This window comes from Clostridium estertheticum (genome assembly GCF_026650985.1).
GTDB classification, from domain to species: Bacteria; Bacillota; Clostridia; order Clostridiales; family Clostridiaceae; genus Clostridium_AD; species Clostridium_AD estertheticum_C.
On sequence record NZ_CP086239.1, the window covers coordinates 1,971,835 to 1,988,794 of the forward strand.

The 16,960-nt window shown below is 31.1% G+C and carries 19 protein-coding genes and 1 pseudogene; 4 read left to right on the forward strand and 16 right to left on the reverse strand.

Going from position 1 to position 16,960, the window contains the following annotated elements:
• Positions 1-336: 336 nt before the first annotated feature.
• Positions 337-645: a YdcF family protein gene (locus tag LL038_RS09550; RefSeq protein WP_216172567.1), complete on the reverse strand. Its 309-nt coding sequence runs from the start codon at positions 643-645 to the stop codon at positions 337-339.
• Between the two features lie 145 nt (positions 646-790).
• Between LL038_RS09550 and LL038_RS09555 the strand changes: the two genes are divergently transcribed.
• Complete coding sequence (locus tag LL038_RS09555) at positions 791-3,196, forward strand: accessory Sec system translocase SecA2 (protein ID WP_216126261.1); 2,406 nt, start codon at positions 791-793, stop codon at positions 3,194-3,196.
• A 167-nt stretch (positions 3,197-3,363) separates the two neighbouring features.
• Here LL038_RS09555 and LL038_RS09560 read toward each other — a convergent pair whose 3' ends face one another.
• The 5 genes from LL038_RS09560 to LL038_RS09580 form a co-directional block, all read right to left on the reverse strand.
• Positions 3,364-3,792: a DUF2178 domain-containing protein gene (locus tag LL038_RS09560; RefSeq protein ID WP_216126258.1), complete on the reverse strand. Its 429-nt coding sequence runs from the start codon at positions 3,790-3,792 to the stop codon at positions 3,364-3,366.
• A complete protein-coding gene (locus LL038_RS09565; RefSeq protein WP_216126255.1) occupies positions 3,789-3,992 on the reverse strand; it encodes a helix-turn-helix transcriptional regulator in 204 nt (67 codons plus the stop codon). The genes LL038_RS09560 and LL038_RS09565 overlap by 4 nt, the downstream gene beginning before the upstream one ends.
• Positions 3,993-4,243: 251 nt before the next feature.
• Positions 4,244-4,426: a hypothetical protein gene (locus tag LL038_RS09570; RefSeq protein ID WP_216126252.1), complete on the reverse strand. Its 183-nt coding sequence runs from the start codon at positions 4,424-4,426 to the stop codon at positions 4,244-4,246.
• A 113-nt stretch (positions 4,427-4,539) separates the two neighbouring features.
• Positions 4,540-5,016 (reverse strand): hypothetical protein, encoded by a 477-nt coding sequence (locus tag LL038_RS09575; RefSeq protein ID WP_216126250.1) that lies wholly within the window; start codon positions 5,014-5,016, stop codon positions 4,540-4,542.
• A 74-nt stretch (positions 5,017-5,090) separates the two neighbouring features.
• Positions 5,091-5,453: a hypothetical protein gene (locus tag LL038_RS09580; RefSeq protein WP_216126286.1), complete on the reverse strand. Its 363-nt coding sequence runs from the start codon at positions 5,451-5,453 to the stop codon at positions 5,091-5,093.
• A gap of 410 nt (positions 5,454-5,863) precedes the next feature.
• Here LL038_RS09580 and LL038_RS09585 point away from each other — a divergent pair, with 410 nt between their 5' ends.
• The gene (locus tag LL038_RS09585; RefSeq protein WP_216126248.1) at positions 5,864-6,400 is read left to right on the forward strand and encodes a flavodoxin family protein; all 537 of its coding nucleotides are present in this window, start codon (positions 5,864-5,866) and stop codon (positions 6,398-6,400) included.
• An 18-nt stretch (positions 6,401-6,418) separates the two neighbouring features.
• On the forward strand, positions 6,419-7,090 hold the full coding sequence (locus LL038_RS09590; protein ID WP_216126247.1) for an NAD(P)H-dependent oxidoreductase: 672 nt from the start codon (positions 6,419-6,421) through the stop codon (positions 7,088-7,090).
• Between the two features lie 118 nt (positions 7,091-7,208).
• Here the strand turns inward: LL038_RS09590 and katG are convergent, their stop codons facing one another.
• Positions 7,209-9,419 (reverse strand): catalase/peroxidase HPI, encoded by a 2,211-nt coding sequence (katG, locus tag LL038_RS09595; RefSeq protein WP_216126246.1) that lies wholly within the window; start codon positions 9,417-9,419, stop codon positions 7,209-7,211.
• A 320-nt stretch (positions 9,420-9,739) separates the two neighbouring features.
• Complete coding sequence (locus LL038_RS09600) at positions 9,740-10,615, reverse strand: SDR family NAD(P)-dependent oxidoreductase (RefSeq protein WP_216126245.1); 876 nt, start codon at positions 10,613-10,615, stop codon at positions 9,740-9,742.
• A gap of 205 nt (positions 10,616-10,820) precedes the next feature.
• Here LL038_RS09600 and LL038_RS09605 point away from each other — a divergent pair, with 205 nt between their 5' ends.
• Positions 10,821-11,270, forward strand: a complete 450-nt coding sequence (locus tag LL038_RS09605) for a MarR family winged helix-turn-helix transcriptional regulator (protein ID WP_216126244.1) — start codon at positions 10,821-10,823, stop codon at positions 11,268-11,270.
• A gap of 211 nt (positions 11,271-11,481) precedes the next feature.
• Here LL038_RS09605 and LL038_RS09610 read toward each other — a convergent pair whose 3' ends face one another.
• The 8 genes and pseudogenes from LL038_RS09610 to LL038_RS09645 all read right to left on the reverse strand — a co-directional run bounded on the left by LL038_RS09610 (position 11,482) and on the right by LL038_RS09645 (position 16,949).
• Positions 11,482-12,345, reverse strand: a complete 864-nt coding sequence (locus LL038_RS09610) for a hypothetical protein (RefSeq protein ID WP_216126242.1) — start codon at positions 12,343-12,345, stop codon at positions 11,482-11,484.
• A 185-nt stretch (positions 12,346-12,530) separates the two neighbouring features.
• A complete protein-coding gene (locus LL038_RS09615) occupies positions 12,531-12,923 on the reverse strand; it encodes a hypothetical protein (RefSeq protein WP_216126240.1) in 393 nt (130 codons plus the stop codon).
• A 375-nt stretch (positions 12,924-13,298) separates the two neighbouring features.
• Positions 13,299-13,481: a hypothetical protein gene (locus LL038_RS09620; protein ID WP_216126238.1), complete on the reverse strand. Its 183-nt coding sequence runs from the start codon at positions 13,479-13,481 to the stop codon at positions 13,299-13,301.
• Between the two features lie 123 nt (positions 13,482-13,604).
• The gene (locus tag LL038_RS09625; protein WP_216126236.1) at positions 13,605-14,213 is read right to left on the reverse strand and encodes a histidine phosphatase family protein; all 609 of its coding nucleotides are present in this window, start codon (positions 14,211-14,213) and stop codon (positions 13,605-13,607) included.
• Between the two features lie 45 nt (positions 14,214-14,258).
• The gene (locus LL038_RS09630) at positions 14,259-15,029 is read right to left on the reverse strand and encodes a GNAT family N-acetyltransferase (RefSeq protein ID WP_216126234.1); all 771 of its coding nucleotides are present in this window, start codon (positions 15,027-15,029) and stop codon (positions 14,259-14,261) included.
• 11 nt (positions 15,030-15,040) lie between these two features.
• Positions 15,041-15,208, reverse strand: a pseudogene (locus LL038_RS09635) (cysteine hydrolase); the annotation flags it as partial.
• Between the two features lie 59 nt (positions 15,209-15,267).
• Positions 15,268-15,876 carry an HD domain-containing protein gene (locus LL038_RS09640; RefSeq protein WP_216126232.1) on the reverse strand — a complete coding sequence of 203 codons (609 nt, stop codon included), beginning with the start codon at positions 15,874-15,876 and terminating at the stop codon, positions 15,268-15,270.
• A gap of 536 nt (positions 15,877-16,412) precedes the next feature.
• Complete coding sequence (locus tag LL038_RS09645) at positions 16,413-16,949, reverse strand: GNAT family N-acetyltransferase (protein WP_216126230.1); 537 nt, start codon at positions 16,947-16,949, stop codon at positions 16,413-16,415.
• Positions 16,950-16,960: the final 11 nt, after the last annotated feature.

Genomic DNA, 16,960 nt, shown 5'->3' on the forward strand with positions numbered 1-16,960 from the left:
TAACACCTCCATAACTCTATTGTATTTATTTTCACAGAAATTTACAAGCTGGGGTATAAAACAAAAAATACAGGTCAGATTATTTCTGCTCCTGTGGTTTTTCTTTTACCCGATGAGCCATGCCCCTACAATGTAATAGAAGAAGTCAATATTAAGAGAAAGAATGAAAATGGATATGGAACTAAAGGACTATAGCCCAAGGACCATAAAAAACTATATCGTCCACGTTAAGCCATATATTTCTAAAACTCTAATAGATTAAATATATGTGGTGTTGAAACGATCCGTGAAAAAACAGCTACAAGACAGTATTTTCCATTTTTGATGAACTATAAATCAAAAACGAACTACTATTATTAGGTATTCATGAGGAAATTTAGATTTTTCTACTGTATGGTTAATTTCAAGTCTAAAAGCATACGAACTGGCTTTTCGTAAATGCCAAGGCGATGATACAATAACTGCTGTTCTCAATCCTCTATCTTTCATAATTTTCTTTGAGTTTACTAAGTTTTCATATGTACCCTTTGCAAGTTTTTCACGGATTATACTGCAATTAGGCACTTCTAATTCAATCAAGGTTTGTGCTATGATATCTGCCTCAACATAGTTATTAGCGACTGCCGCACCAGTGCAAATAATCACTTCAACATACCTTCTCTTGTCTTTCTTTTATTCTTGTACGTTCATCCAACTCTACGTATATCCACTTTACGGTAATAATAGTATAATAAAGCATATAGCTTACATAGTGGCTATAAAATATGATGTAGTTAGTGAGGTAGTATATATGGCAAAGAGTATGTTAAAAAAGATTGAAGATTTATCTAGTAAAGCTGAATACAATGACTATAAAAAGATTGTAGATGAGATAAATCATATTAAATTTAACTCTTTAAACAAGGAGAAACTTTTATATAAATCAATAGAACTGAAAATAAAGGTTTCACAAGGAGTTTGTATTGATGAAATAATGATACAAGCCTTCGCACTTGTAAAAAAAGCAATTAGAATCGCCTTAGGCTTTGAGGCTTATGATGAGCAAATAATAGCTGGTATTGCAATGCATAGAGGAAGGCTTATTGAAATGCAGACCGGGGAAGGTAAAACAATAGCTGCAGTATTTCCTGCATATCTAAATGCACTTTCTGGCCTTGGTTGCCACATTCTTACTTTTAATGATTATCTTGCAGCTCGTGACGCAGTGTGGATGGGTCCAATATATGAAATGCTTGGGCTTACGGTAGGTTTTGTGCAGGATAATATGAAAACGCAGGATAAACAAAAGGCTTATTTATGTGATGTTACTTATATAACAGCAAAAGTAGCTGGATTTGATTATCTAAGAGACTCAATTTGTTATGAAAAAAGCGAATGTATCCAGCGTCCCTTTAATTTTGTTATTGTGGATGAAGCGGACTCTATAATAATTGATGAAGCAAAAATACCATTTGTAATTGCAGCAGGAGGATATCAAAATGATAATACTCTTTCGCCGACTATGGATATTATAAAAGGGCTGAAACCTAAAATTCATTATGACAAGGATGAGTATGAAAGAAATGCATTTCTAACAGAAATAGGATTAAACCTTGTGGAAGCGCAACTATGTTGTGATAATCTATACTCTGATGAAAATATTAAATTGCTTAATGAAGTACATAATACACTTTATGCAGAAGTTATATTAAAAAAGGACATAGATTATATTGTACGAGATAATAAAATTGAAATGGTAGATGAATTTACTGGGCGTATAGCAGAAAATAGGCATTGGCCAGATCAGATTCAAGAAGCTCTTGAGGCTAAGGAAAAACTTGAGTTTAAATCCAAGGGGAGAATTATGAATCAGATAACTCTTCAAAGTTTTATTATGCTTTATAAAAAAGTTGCTGGAATGACAGCCACAGCTATGGATTCTGCTGAGGAGATTAGCGAGTTTTATGGGCTTGAAGTGTTTGTTATCCCTTCACATGTACCTTGCAACAGAATAGATTATCCAGATGTAATCTTCACTCATAAGGAAGCAAAGTATAAGGCTTTAATAAATGAGATTACAAGAGTACATGCAACTGGGCAACCTATTTTAATTGGAAATTCAAGTGTATTGGAATCAGATTACTTGGCACTAAAATTAAAAAAGATTGGTATTGAGTGCCAGATCTTAAATGCTAAAAATGATGAGCTAGAAGCAGAAATCATTGAACAGGCAGGCGTAATAGGTGCAGTTACTGTTTCAACTAATATGGCTGGAAGAGGTGCTGACATAAAATTAGGTGGAACAAAATGCGAAAGTAGAGATAAGGTTATTGCCTTAGGTGGATTGTACGTTATTGGGACAAATAGATACGAGAGTAGGCGTATTGATAAGCAACTTAGAGGTAGGGCTGGTCGTCAAGGTGATGTTGGCATGTTCAGGTTCTTTATAAGCTTAGAAGACGATTTGATTAAAAAGTATGGGATTGATAAGATAATCCCTGCATATATTAGACCAAAAAATCAAGAAGAACCAATTGATGACCCTAGAATAGCACGTAAGATAGACCAGGTACAGAGAATTATTCAAGGTCAGAATTCTGATTTACGTAGAGCTCTATGGAAATACTCTTCATTATTAGAAAGTCATCGGCTCCAGGTATACCGTAGGCGGTTGGAGATACTAGAGGATATTGATCCCCTTAATGTTCTAGAAAATGAAAATCAAAAACTTTATGAAAAATTAAATACACTATTTGGTGAAAAATGTATAAATAAACTTGAAAAACAAGTGGCTTTATATAATATAGATGAAAGCTTTGCTAATTACCTGGCTGAGGTAGTCATTATTCAAGAGGGTATAAATTTAAACATCATTGGCGGTAAAAACCCTCTTAGGGTACTTCAAAGAGAAACAAATTTATGCTTTAATTCTTTGCAGCAGGACATATTAGAAAATATTTTAATAGATTTTACCAATATGGAATTATCAGAAAGTGGACTCTTAAGTTTACACGAGCGAATAGAACCACCTACCTCGACTTGGACTTATCTTGTTAAAGACAATGCTATTATGGATTCGCTTAGTTCGATACTAACCGGAAGTTTAGGTGGTGGAAGTGTTCATATTGCAACATTTGCAGGAGCCCCTATTGTATCTATAATAGGATTCATTAAAAAAAATTCAATATCTATAAGAAATAAATTTAAATTCAAATAATAAATACACATTATTCTTTTAACCTGTGTATTCTCGTAGGTTTATTATTTGAACTTATTACTTGGAGGAATAGCGATATTTGTGGTAGTGAGCACAGACATTAATATATATTTGATCATTTTTTATTGTCTTAAAATATTTATTGATATACTAAAAATATTTTTTGATCAAAATTTACTACGCAAATATATGCCAACTCCAAGTTGTAAGATGCTATTTATGAATATATATCCAACAATTATATAAGCATAATTATTCATTCCAAAAAAAGAAAGTACGCAACCTGCTATCATTCCCAAAACTAGCATTACATCCGTTGTGATACTAGCTGATTTACCAGCTATAAACTGGTTTCTCTCATCTGAAATTGCATTATTAAATTGTTGTGAAGCTTTATCATTTTTTTCATCGCGCTGTAGTTTAAGTGCACCTAACAAAAATACAATTCCAACTGCAATTAACTCAAACCCAACTCTGAGCATTCTATAATAAATTACACCGTCATTCTGAAATATAGCCCCTACTATTATAAATACTAGACCCCATAAAGCAATCATACCATAGAAAAAAGTCGTTTTAATTTGTCTCGTATTCATATATTACTCTCCTCATATATAAAAATTTCTTCAACATTCATTTTAAAATATCTTGCAATTTTAAAAGCAAGAATAATAGATGGATTATATCTTCCATTTTCAAGCGAACCTATTGTTTGTCTTGATACTTGCAAAATTTCTGCTAATTCTTCTTGCTTAACCCCTCTCTGTTTTCTTAACTCTTCAAGTCTATTTTTCATTTCTTGGTACTCCCCTCTGAATGTATGGAAAGCTATCTTTCCATAACTAATATATCATTGAATTTTTCCAATGTCAAGTCTACTTTCCATAGATTTCAAAAAACTAGGCGTTAACTACTTTCATAAACTGATATTTTGTACGTCAAGAAAAACACAGCCCTATAAAAGTAATTATTTTACTTTATAGGGCTGTAATCACGTAGTTTTTTGTCTAATAAATTGCATTTGTTTTTTATTTTAAATCTATTTTTTTAATTTCCTAATTCTCTTATATTATTTTTCATCTTTTCCAAATTTTCATTTGTTTTTAAATCTTTTATTGGATATGTGATAAGAGTTAAAATCCCTAAAATAATAATATTCGCTACAATTGCACTTTTTATATATTTATTAAAGTTGAATTTTTCTAGTTCCACTTTAATTAATTTAATCATTTCATAGCCCCTTTATTAATTATTTGATTCTATTAATTAAATGATTATTTAAAATAAATGTCCTTATGTAAAGGTATCCCCTTGCGTAGAGTTGAAAAAAGCTATAATATTTATTAGTAATATCTATACATTTTAGGAACTTCACTTCCACTCATATATTCATGGTTATCTTCTATATATAAATTATCATTAGTTCCTGTAACTGTAAACACAACAGAACTATTCAGTGCACCTGTTACTAACTTTCCATCAGCATCAAACATCTTAAAATCATAAACCATATATACAAATATCTTTCCATTAATTTTATGTTGATTAATTTCAGTTGACTTGAAAGAAATTTTAATAGGTTTCTTACACTGGTACAGTTCACACATAATATAACCATTTGTATCTTTATAAACATCCTTAGACATATGTTTTGCCATCTCAGAATCATATTTTGAACTTGTATAAGCTTTATTTACTAAATCATTTATATTAATATATTTGTTAGGTCTATAACTAACATATTTATAACCTAAACATGTTGCAATTATTATTGCAATTATTAAATAGTGTTTTTTATTATATATTCTATTTTTATACATTTGATTTCACCTCCAAACCATTTAAGTTTGAATAGTATACAATATTATTATCAATACAAAGTTTATTTTAAAATTTATACAGATTCCTCTTTTTCTGTAATGTACCATTCACCTTTTATATTTTCAATAGTAAATGTAATTGGTATATTTGATGAACCCCCTAAAAGATTGTTTTGTAAATCCATTACTTTAACTGGATAAGCATTATATATATTTGTTCTTTCAAATACTTGTTGTGACATATGTTTAGGCAATTCATTAGTGTATCCTTTATTAGTCAAAAATGCTTCTTTTACTAAATTGTAAGTATCTGGTTGTGAAAACCATCCAGGCATAATCTTAGTATATGAATAAGTACTCATAATGCCTAGGCATAGTACAATTCCTATACTTAGTATTATATTTTTTTTAATATATTGCTTCATTTTATTAAACATATATACACCCCTTTTTTATTCCAACCCTTCTTTGTAAACTTCATGATTTTCTACAATTTTGACTAATCATAGGGAAGGAATATACGTTCACTACAATTACATTCATTTCAATTTTTCCTCCAATTTCTTACTAACACTATATATTTAACTATAACACAATTACCATAAATTAAGAATATTTTTACCATATATAGGATTGAATTGGCTTTTAATGTTCCAAAAATGATTGTTTTTACTTTCTCCATTGCATTGTATTTCATTGCATTTTTTGGTAATATGATACTAATAGATTAGCACAAAAATATATCACTTAAGGAGAGTTAACCGTCATTCAGTATTGCGTAACTTGATGGCTATGTGGTGTCACCCCCCTATATATAATAGAATAATAAAAGGAGTTGATTTTAACAATGAAAGCTATACTTATTTGTGATAGTGATATTAAAACTGAAAATAGTGACTCTTTACAGATATCATTGATGCAACTATTTTTACAAAGAAATATTGAAATAGAATTGTTTGAGATTAATAGGGATAACGTAAAAAACTGCATAGGATGTTTCGGATGTTGGATAAAAACCCCAGGGGAATGTGTTATTGATGATTCATTAAATAGCATTAATAAAGCATATGTTAATTCAGATTTAGCTATTTATCTTACTCCAGTAGTTTTTGGACAATACAGCTCTAATATAAAGAATGTTATAGATAGATTTATTCCAACTGTTTTACCTTTCTTTGAAAAAAAGAATGGTACCACAGCTCATCCTAAAAGATATGAGAAATACCCAAAGCAAATATTGATAGGGTATAGTGATGACTTAACAAAAGAAGAAAAAGACACATTTATTACTTTAACCAGTGGTAAGTATACTAAAAGCTTTGATAAAGTTTTACTATCTGTTTCAGATAAAGATAATGAAAATATTATTAATCAGATATTGTAGAAGGAGGTATTTATTATTATGAAAAATATTTGTTTTATTAATGGAAGTCCCAAAGGAAAAGGATCAAATTCACTCCTTTTTCTTAACAGACTGGATGAAGATATGAATGAAAACAATTATAATAGATTTTATATTCATGTTACCTCAAGTATTCATTCTGGCAAAATTGAAGAGGATTTTAAAACAATGTCCCATGCAGATGTCATCGTTTTTGCCTTCCCTCTATATGTTTTTTCTCTGCCTGGTGTATTAATGAGATTTTTAGAAGATTATTATATATACTTGAAAAACAATAATAAATCACCTGAAAATGTACGAGTATACGCCATTGTAAATTGCGGGTTTCCCGAACCTACAATAAATGATGAAGCTATTCGAGTGTTAAAAAATTTTTGTGTTAGATTGAATTTAAATTGGAGATTTGCTGTTTCGATAGGCATGGGAGAGGTAGTAGGCTCAACAAAAGACATAAAGTTCATGCAAAGGCTATGCTCAAAAATATACTCTTCACTCTACGAAATTAATAAGGACATTGAAAACAACATTGAGACACTTGTTGAAAATAAATATGTAGCACCAAACTTTCCGATATTTTTATTCGGAGAAATCGGAAAATTAAATTGGATAAATACTGCAAAAAAAAATGGGCTATCTAAGAATGACTTGTATAAAAAGCCTTACATGACTTAAATGTTTCATTAAGTATGAGGGTTAACAACTTTTGAAATATTAGAACTGTTAACCCTTTCCAACTACATAGTTATAAATGATTTAGTTGCTCCTATATAAACTAATAAACAAAAGTAACTCAATTACAATTATAATATTCTTCAACATCAAAACGATCTGCATTCATTACCTTATTCCATGCAGCTACAAAATCTTGTATGAACTTTTCCTCATTGCCCTTAGATGCATAAACCTGCGCAACTGCGCGAAGTTGTGAATTTGATCCAAATATAAGATCAACTCTTGTTGCTGTCCACTTCATCTTCTCTGTTTCTCTATCGGAACCCATGAATTTTTCCGTACATTCAGGTATCACCTTCCACAGTGTATTAATATCAAGAAGGTTTACAAAAAAATCATTTGTAAGACATTCTTCCCGCTTTGTAAACACCCCATCCTTTGATTGTTTATAATTAGTATTTAACACACGCATACCACCAATTAATACTGTAATTTCTGGAATAGTTAGTGTTAATAATTGAGCTCTATCAATTAACATTTCCTCTGATGTTACTGCATACTTATCTTTTATATAGTTTCTAAATCCATCTGCCTTAGGCTCAAGAACACTAAATGCATTTATATCTGTTTCCTCTTGGGTTGCATCGGTTCGTCCTGGCGTAAAAGGAACAGTAATGTTGTACCCTGCATTTCTTGCAGCTTGTTCAATACCAACACATCCACCTAATACAATAATATCAGCTAAAGAAACCTTCTTTCCCTTTGAATGCGACCTATTAAAATTCATTTGAATTTTTTCTAGGATATTTAAAACCTTGCTAAGCCTTTCCGGCTCATTAATTTGCCATTCTCTTTGTGGCTTTAGGCGTATTCTTGCCCCATTTGCCCCTCCACGCTTATCTGAACCACGAAATGTTGATGCAGATTCCCAAGCTGTTGTAACAAGTTCTGATATTGACAAGCTTGAATCTAAAATCTTTATCTTAATCTCTATAATATTCTTTTTACTAATCAATTTATAGTTAACTTTTGGCACTGGGTCTTGCCAAATAAAGCTTTCTGTTGGAACTTCTGGTCCGAGATACCTTGATATAGGTCCCATATCTCTATGAGTTAATTTAAACCAAGCCTTGGTAAATTCCTCAGCAAATTTTTCTGGATTTTCTAGATAATCCTTTGCTATTGGTTGGTAAATAGGATCATAAATAAGTGCTAAATCCGCTGTAGTCATCATAGGTCTATGCTTTATTAATAGATCATGGGCATCAACTACCATATCATCTTCATCTACATCTTTAGCTAACCATTGGTATGCTCCTGCAGGACTTTTAACTAATTCCCACTCATATTTAAATAATGTTTTTAAGTAACCCATTGTCCACTTTGTAGGCTCTGCTTTCCATGCGCCTTCAATTCCACTACTTATGGTATCTGGTCCCTTACCAGTTTTATAGCTATTTTTCCACCCCAATCCTTGCTGCTCAATTGGTGCAGCTTCTGGCTCTGGCCCAACATATGAAGCTGGTGCGGCACCATGACATTTACCAAAAGTATGTCCACCTGCTACAAGAGCAACCGTTTCCTCATCATTCATTGCCATACGAGAGAATGTTTCCCTTATATCATTGGCTGAAGCCTTAGGGTCAGGGTTTCCATTGGGTCCCTCTGGATTTACATAAATTAAGCCCATTTGTACAGCAGCAAGAGAATTTTCAAGTTCTTTATCATCTTTATTACGCTCATCTCCAAGCCATTCTTTTTCACTACCCCAATAAATATCCTCCTGTGGTTCCCAAACATCCACTCTGCCACCACCAAATCCAATTGTCTTTAGTCCCATAGATTCTAATGCGCAGTTACCTGTAAGTATCATAAGGTCGGCCCAAGATATTTTATTTCCATATTTCTTTTTTATTGGCCAAAGTAAACGACGTGCTTTATCTAAATTTATATTATCTGGCCAGCTATTAAGTGGTGGAAAACGTTGTAATCCTAGTCCTCCGCCTCCTCTACCATCGTAAGCTCTATAAGTTCCAGCACTATGCCAAGCCATACGAATAAAGAATGGTCCATAGTGACCATAATCAGCAGGCCACCACTGCTTAGAATCTGTCATCAACTCATATAAATCATTCTTTAGTTCATAATAATCTAATTTTTTAAATTCTTGCGCATAGTTAAAACCTTTAGACATAGGATTGCTTAGTTCTGAGTTTTGACGAAGAATATTAAGCTTAAGCTGATTTGGCCACCAGTACTCATTAGTTGTTCCCTCACCTGCTACTGCTTTGCTTGTTCTTCCTGTCATTGGACATTTCCCTTCTAACATAACACTATCCTCCTTACCCTTCTTCTTTACCTACCTGCACATCTAATTAATATATATATACATAAATTAAGTAGCCTTTCTCATATAAATACTCCTACTGTAAATTATATAAATATATAACTAGCAATATGAGTGAATTGATAAATAATATTGGGTAAGTTATCTGATTTGTTTAGTAATTATTACACTTGTTTATTGCGGAGTTACTGAAGATTCCGACTTAACTTTGCTTCAGATTGGGTACATACTACTATGTTAACAATTATAAAATCTACGACACTTTTTAAATATTTTTATAAAAGTAGCACTAGTATATTTGTTCACTCTATAAAGCCTTTTTGTTGCAACAATTCTTTAGTGTCATTCCACAATTTATTTTGCATAGTGCTATCCCCACCAGGATACACAGGAACAATAGGCTTGCCAGTTCCAGCACTAAAATAGCCCCCCGTCACCCCCTGATATTGCGGCTCTATGGCCAAACGAATAATAATATCGGCCCCTTTATTTGGATCTCCAATATGCAAAAATTTCAATGTACGTTCAAGTACGGAAGCAAACCAAAGCTCACGTCCAAGACCCGTCACATTAAATCCCGGATCGAGTGCATTAACAGTGACTCCTTTTCCTTTGAATCGGCGTGACAGTTCCCCAGTAAACATAATATTAAGCAACTTAGTTTTTCCATAAAGCGAAGATGACTCTTTAGAAGTAAATGTATTAGTATTTGTCAAATCATCTGGCAACTTAAGTTCACCATGTTTTCTAGATGCTTCCGAAGCAACGTTGACGACTCTAGCATTTCCTGACTTTATTAAAGATTGCTTTAAGGTATGGGTTAATACCCATGGGGCCAAATAATTGACCGCTATCATTTCTGAAAACCCCTCGGAGGTTATTCGCTGCTCAAATGCGTGCAGTCCTGCATTATTCACAAGCATATCAATATTGGAATATGAGGCTTTAATCTCATTTCCGATCCTTTTGACATCTTCCATCAATGACAGATTTCCGAAAAAGAAGTCTATTTCTGTTTTTGGTGCAATATTTTTTATCATCTCTTTAGTCTCTTCTGCTTTACTTCTGCTCCTGGCAGTCAATACAAGATGAGTACCTCGTTTTGCTAATTCAATCGCAACGAGTTGTCCAAGCCCGTTGGTGGCACCAGTGATTACCGCAATTGGTTGAGTAGTCATAATAATCCTCCTTAATATTTGTATAATAAATTATCATTTCATATAGTATGTGCATACACTACATTGTTAAATGATATAATGCGTCAGATTTACTTGACACGTAATAAATAAGCAATTATACTTGATATATATCAATCATAATTATTTAATTGATATATGTCAAGCATTATGTAATATGAGCTAAAATATTAAATTGAGGTGTACTATGGACACTAATACTAAGAGAACACAATTGGAATTGAAACTTGGTGAACAATTAAATGCACTTATAAGTGCCTCACATGCGCTCAATGTCAGAACTGCAGCACGCTTCGATTCAACATTACAGCCTGCAGCTTTTCTGCTTGTCCGTTGGCTTTTCTCATTTGGCCCAACAAGCGCCACAGTTTTAGCAGAATCAACAGCTATGGATCGTAGCTCTGTAAGCCGCCTTGTCAATCAACTCAAGAGCTTGGGTTATGTGAAAAGTGAAGCATCTCCTGATGATGGAAGAGGAATACTACTATCTTTAACTGAACTTGGACGACAAAAGACACTAGATGCTTTAAAAGAAAAAGAATCCCTATTATATGAACGTATTTCAAAATGGGATGATTACCAACTTGAAAAATTTACTGAAATGCTCAAAGATTTTAATAAATACGATTGCAAATAACATCGTGTACATCCGACATGTAAAAATAGGCCACATACTGGAATTAGTATCCATTATGTGGCCTTTGCTTGTTTCGATTCATAACAGCTTTAATATTAATTCTTTTTAAAATAAAGGAAAATATTGTACCAGCTATAATTGAAAATAAACAGCCTAGAAGCATTAATTTACATATCGAATGAGGTTATTTGAGACAACACGGAAAAGGTTATTACTTACGAATGGGAAGAATGTATGATTTATAACTATCACCAGAGGAAGTGGTTTTACTAGTTCTCTTGTTACCATAAATCCAAAAAGTATATCCGCTAACAGGCAAGTCCTCATTATTAAGCTTATTAAGTCCCTTATCCGAAATTAAAAAGTTATTAGAATCTTGTGCGTTCCAACTTGTGTAATCTCCACTGCACCTAATTGAATAGAGTGGATATTCCACCTTAGGCTTTAATTGCTTTAAATCTAAGGAATCCAGAGCGTAAAAAAATTGTTCCTCAGTGATTAATCTATTATACTGTACCCATTCACTAACTTTAGTTGTATTTATAATATACTGATTTTTATTAGATGAAAAATTTACATTATATAAAACAATACCTTTATTATCATTAGTTAGGAACTTATATCTTAATTCCTTTATTGCTCCTGACTTCTCAAAGCTGGCAACAAAATCTTCTATCTTTGTATATTCACTAATACCTAGCTTTTGCTTTATTGCATTATGATCTCTATTTAAATTAATTGTAAATATATTATTACTAGAGGCATTTACTATTCTTTGTCTTTCGAAATAAGATTTTTGAATAACAGGAATTAATAACCCACAAATAAATACAAACAAGCCTAAAGATACCAACGCTTTTTTAACAGGTTTATTAATCTTCGGTCTAAAAAACACCAAATAAGCAATAAATCCGGCTGGTAATGCAATTTTGTTAAAGTTAAACCTAAAACTACCTAATAAGTAATAACCAATTAATTTGAGAAGGAGAAACTCTTCATTATCAGTTTTGTATTTCCTATAAATAAAAATAAAAGCAATTAATACTGGTAAAGTCAATAATGCTTGTATTAACACTTGTCCTTACCCCCCATTTTAAATAATATTTTTAAGTACCTGTATAGATTACGTCACAACAAAATAGGAGTATGACATAAAATATTTGTTTAATTATGCCATAAATTCTAAAATGGAGTATATTTACAAAGATTAAATAATGACCAATAACCTCAATATAAATATAAGTACCCTAGTCGCTAAAACTATTTGGTTTTTTGGCATCTCACAACAAATTTACTAGAAGGTAAATAATAAAGTTTATATCTGCTTTTTTCTATAGGCTTAAATTTCCAAGGATTATATTGATATTCTTTACCATCTAAAATAAATGAATTAGGCCATCCAGTCATATACGTTTTTTGTACCGTCCCCTCATATACTAACAACTTTTCATTCAAAGCATACTTTATATCCTTAATTTGGGGTAACGTAATATTATAAAAAAGTGAACCGACTACCGGTACTAATATAATTATCAATATTAGATAAAATTTTTTTCTCTCCTTTCGAAATAATTTTAAAACTGTTACTACCTTATAAATACAAAAAAATTCAAAAATCATTTCTACAAATACAGTTCCATAAAAATAGTTCATTACCATATACCACCTTTTGATTTTAAAAATGCATAATAATTTTCACTATGTATTTTTTCTACAATTAAGACTAATCACACTATAATTGTCATGAATAACTAATAGTCCAACAATTAAAGATCTTGTCCTCATAGCAAATTTAGTAGACTAAGACTTCTAATTGATAACTATATGTACTATTTTAGAAATAGAACGAGGAACTTTTAATATTATTTCGTTTTTTTTATGCGATTATGGTATAAAATATCTATTGAATGTTTATTATTTAGGATATACCAGTTCTGCAATTTTGTTTTGAGCTAATGAGCCTTCAATAATTCCATAATGCTCTCCATTAATTTCATAAATGTTATTATTGTTGGTCTTTTTACATTGTTATAAACAATATACACTATCTTGCCAGCCGTTACTAATTCGATGTTTCTTTTCCATTTTTATAACATCATGATTTGTTAATTTCACAAATCCACTTATTCTCTGCTTATCTTTAATAATAACAGTATTTTTTATATTACGACTATCAATAAGGACTATTTTTGTAATACTATCTTCCTTCAAGCTGATAACTTCAAAAATATCTTTTTCTCTATAATGGTATTTTTCATAAAGCTCAAATTATGTGCCGAAAAAAAGTTATGCTATTTGGTTCTTTGGAATTTGAAAAAACAGCAATTAATCCTACTACCCCACTGCTTCTAAATGTGAATGGTCATTGAAACTTTGAAGATAGTAATTATTTGCTTTATTATCATACTTTATTATACTTATACTGCAATTTTCCAGAGGCTCACCTAAGAAGAACCTTTTGTGTTGTCCAATACCTAAGAATCCGCAGATTAGAACCCCAATTATTCCTCCATGAAGCACCACCGCCACATTCTTTAAACCACAATTAATTATTTCATTAACAATTATCTGAGTTCTCTTCCAGACATCTTCACCACACTCTCCTTTGGGATAAGGTAAGTCGCTTGTATGTTTTGAGAATTCTTTAAAGAAGTTAGGATAATTATCTTGTATAAATTTTAAGCCTTTATCATTATATTCACCCATGTCGATTTCTCTCAATTCATGATTAACTATTAAGTCTACTTTTAAATATTTATTAATAGTTTCTGATGTTTGAATTGCTCTGACCATATCACTTGAATATATTCTTTCAATATTATATATTTTTAGTCTCTTACCAAGTAAATTAGCCTGTTCAAAACCTATTTTTGTTAATTCCATAGTTGCACAATTTTTAGAGTCATCCTGTTTTTGACCATGTCTTATGAAATAAATGTTCATAAAATTCCCCTTTCTTTTAGATACTCCAAATGTATCCATATGAATTTACAACTTATTATACTCCCAGTGTCTTATTTTACAATATTCCTTAAATCCAATACTATTATATACATTTCTACCCATATCCGAGGCTTGTAAAACACTATACTTACAACCCAAGTCCTTAGCATCTCTTAACGCCGTTTTTGTAATCAAAGTTCCAAAACCTTTTCCCCTAAATTCATTAGCTGTACCGACTAAATGAATCCCTGCAATTGCATCTTTAATATAAAGCATTAAAGTAGCCACAATTTTATCTTTATAATAACAACCATAGAATCTAATATCATTTTCATTCAGAAATATTTTATACATATGCGAGTTTCTTTTTTTTCTGAATGCTTCTTCAGTTATTGATATCCACTCTTCAAGTTCATTAGTACTTTTTATAGTTCTAATTTCACCTATGTTGTCACTGTTTTCAAATTTGAATGAAGCTAAGTCAATAGCCATCCCAGACTGTTGATAAAACATATTGAAATTGAGACTCTGTAAATAATCTTCCAAAATTATTGGCTGGTTATATGAATTTGTTAATAAGTGTTTTGGAGCTATTTCAAGTTCTATATTTTTACGTAATAGCATGATTACTTCTTTAATATCAGCTAATGGAATATTCATATCAAAAACTTTATTATAGCCTTCAAAATATGAATTCTTAGCCCATGAATAGTAATCCAGTTTTACAACTTCTCCACACGATATATTTGCAGCTTTAATACATAAATTGCTTAGGTTCTTTTCAATAATAAGCGCGAAATCATTAATTTTACACATAGATCTCCTTTCTATTTCATTCTTTTAAGTGTTTCATCCAGTGAAATACATTCTGCATATCTACAATTCCACATAAATTCATTATAGTATTTGTAACTTTGATCTGAAGACATAAATTTATTATTAACTGTTGTATTTGCATATGCTGGAACTATAATATTAAATTCATGTTCAAATCCTAAAGCAAGTACCCCCATATAATTAGATAGGGGGGTACTTGTGGCGAAATATGAGAATACTATACAAAAGTATTTTTTTTAACATTGGGGAGTAAATCATAAATTGGACACTTAATTTTCTTTTCAAAATAATCTTTTATTTCAATTGTTTTTTTCCACCTTGCAACAGTTGATTCATTTATACCGTACCTACAAGCAACATCAATAAATCTTTTTTCAAGTAAACAAAATCCTGTCGGCAATGCTAAAGCATCGCTTAATTGTACTAATAAATCATAGTCATCATAAACAACTGAATTTATAATACTTTCAGTAAGAGCGTATTCTTCTTTTGTGACATCCCATTTTCCTATTGCGGAATGAATATCTTGTATCATAAATGAATGCGTGATGCAAATTTTAGCAACTTTATCCCACCCTTGTTCCATACAATATTGGTATCCAGCAATCGTATGACGTTCTGAAACCCTCCCTACTCGTCTACCTACATCATGTAGCAGCCCCAAAATATATGCTGTATTACTATCAAGATTTTCACAATGTTCTGCAATATTTTTGCAAGCCAGAGCTACAAATTCAGAATGTTGTTTCCATAATCCTGGATTTAATCTTTCTGCTTCGGCAAGAACTTCTATAGCTGTATTTTTAGTAGGATATTTTTTACACATAAAAACACTCCCTTTTATTAAAAAATTAATCTTCAACTTATCTAAGCCTTAACTTTAAATCCTTTACCCTTGCATCAGAAAGAGATTTATGTTACAAAATAATAAAATATCTTTTTTTCATACAATTTTATAATTCCGACTAATAATATATTTATTATACCATAATTACCATAAACTAAATATTTTTACAATTCTTTAAAAGTGATTAATAGCCTCAATGTGAATGTATCTAAATTGTGTTACATCCAGAATGTCAATATCCACTTAAAACAAGTAACCCATATCTACAGATATGGGGTTACTTGTGACGATATATATATGCACATTACGGTAAAATCAGATAAAATTATGTTTATACTTTTGAAATGTTATTGCTCTAATAGAGGGATAATACCTCTATTAACACTTCAATATTTTTATCCATATCGTTCAAAACTTCCAACCTATGACCAACTCCATCAATTTGTTTTAAACAAATAAGTTCTATACCCTTGTGACACGGTAAAAGAATGTTGCAACATAACTATAAATGATGATTAGTTACATGTTATAAATTCTGACTTTAAAATTCCATACTCATAGGTATCTGCCCATAAAGGGACCCCATTTATATCTTTCTTAAAATATATATTTTTAATAAGAGTTCCTTCATGCCTCATACCAAGCCTATCTAATAGTTTCCACGAATGATCATTCAAAGGATTACACATTGCCACAATACGTCTCGCACCTAATTGTTCAAAAGCTGTATTCATCAATGCCTTTGCACTTTCTGTTGCATAACCTTTTTCCCAATAATTTAGATTAAATACATAGCCTATTTCCCATGTGTCAAAATCACCTTTAGCTAAATACAAGTTTCCTATGAGTTTACCCCTTTCTTTTAAACATACAGCATAAAATAATTCACTTTCTGCTCTATCTATAGCCTCTTTCTTAGCCTCTGTTTCTGTATACACATTATATGGCTCATATTTTACTACTATCTCATTTGATAAATATTCATATAAATCTTTCCAATCTGTTTTATTAAACTTTCTAATAATTAATCTATCCGTAACTATATTATTCAATTTAATCCCCC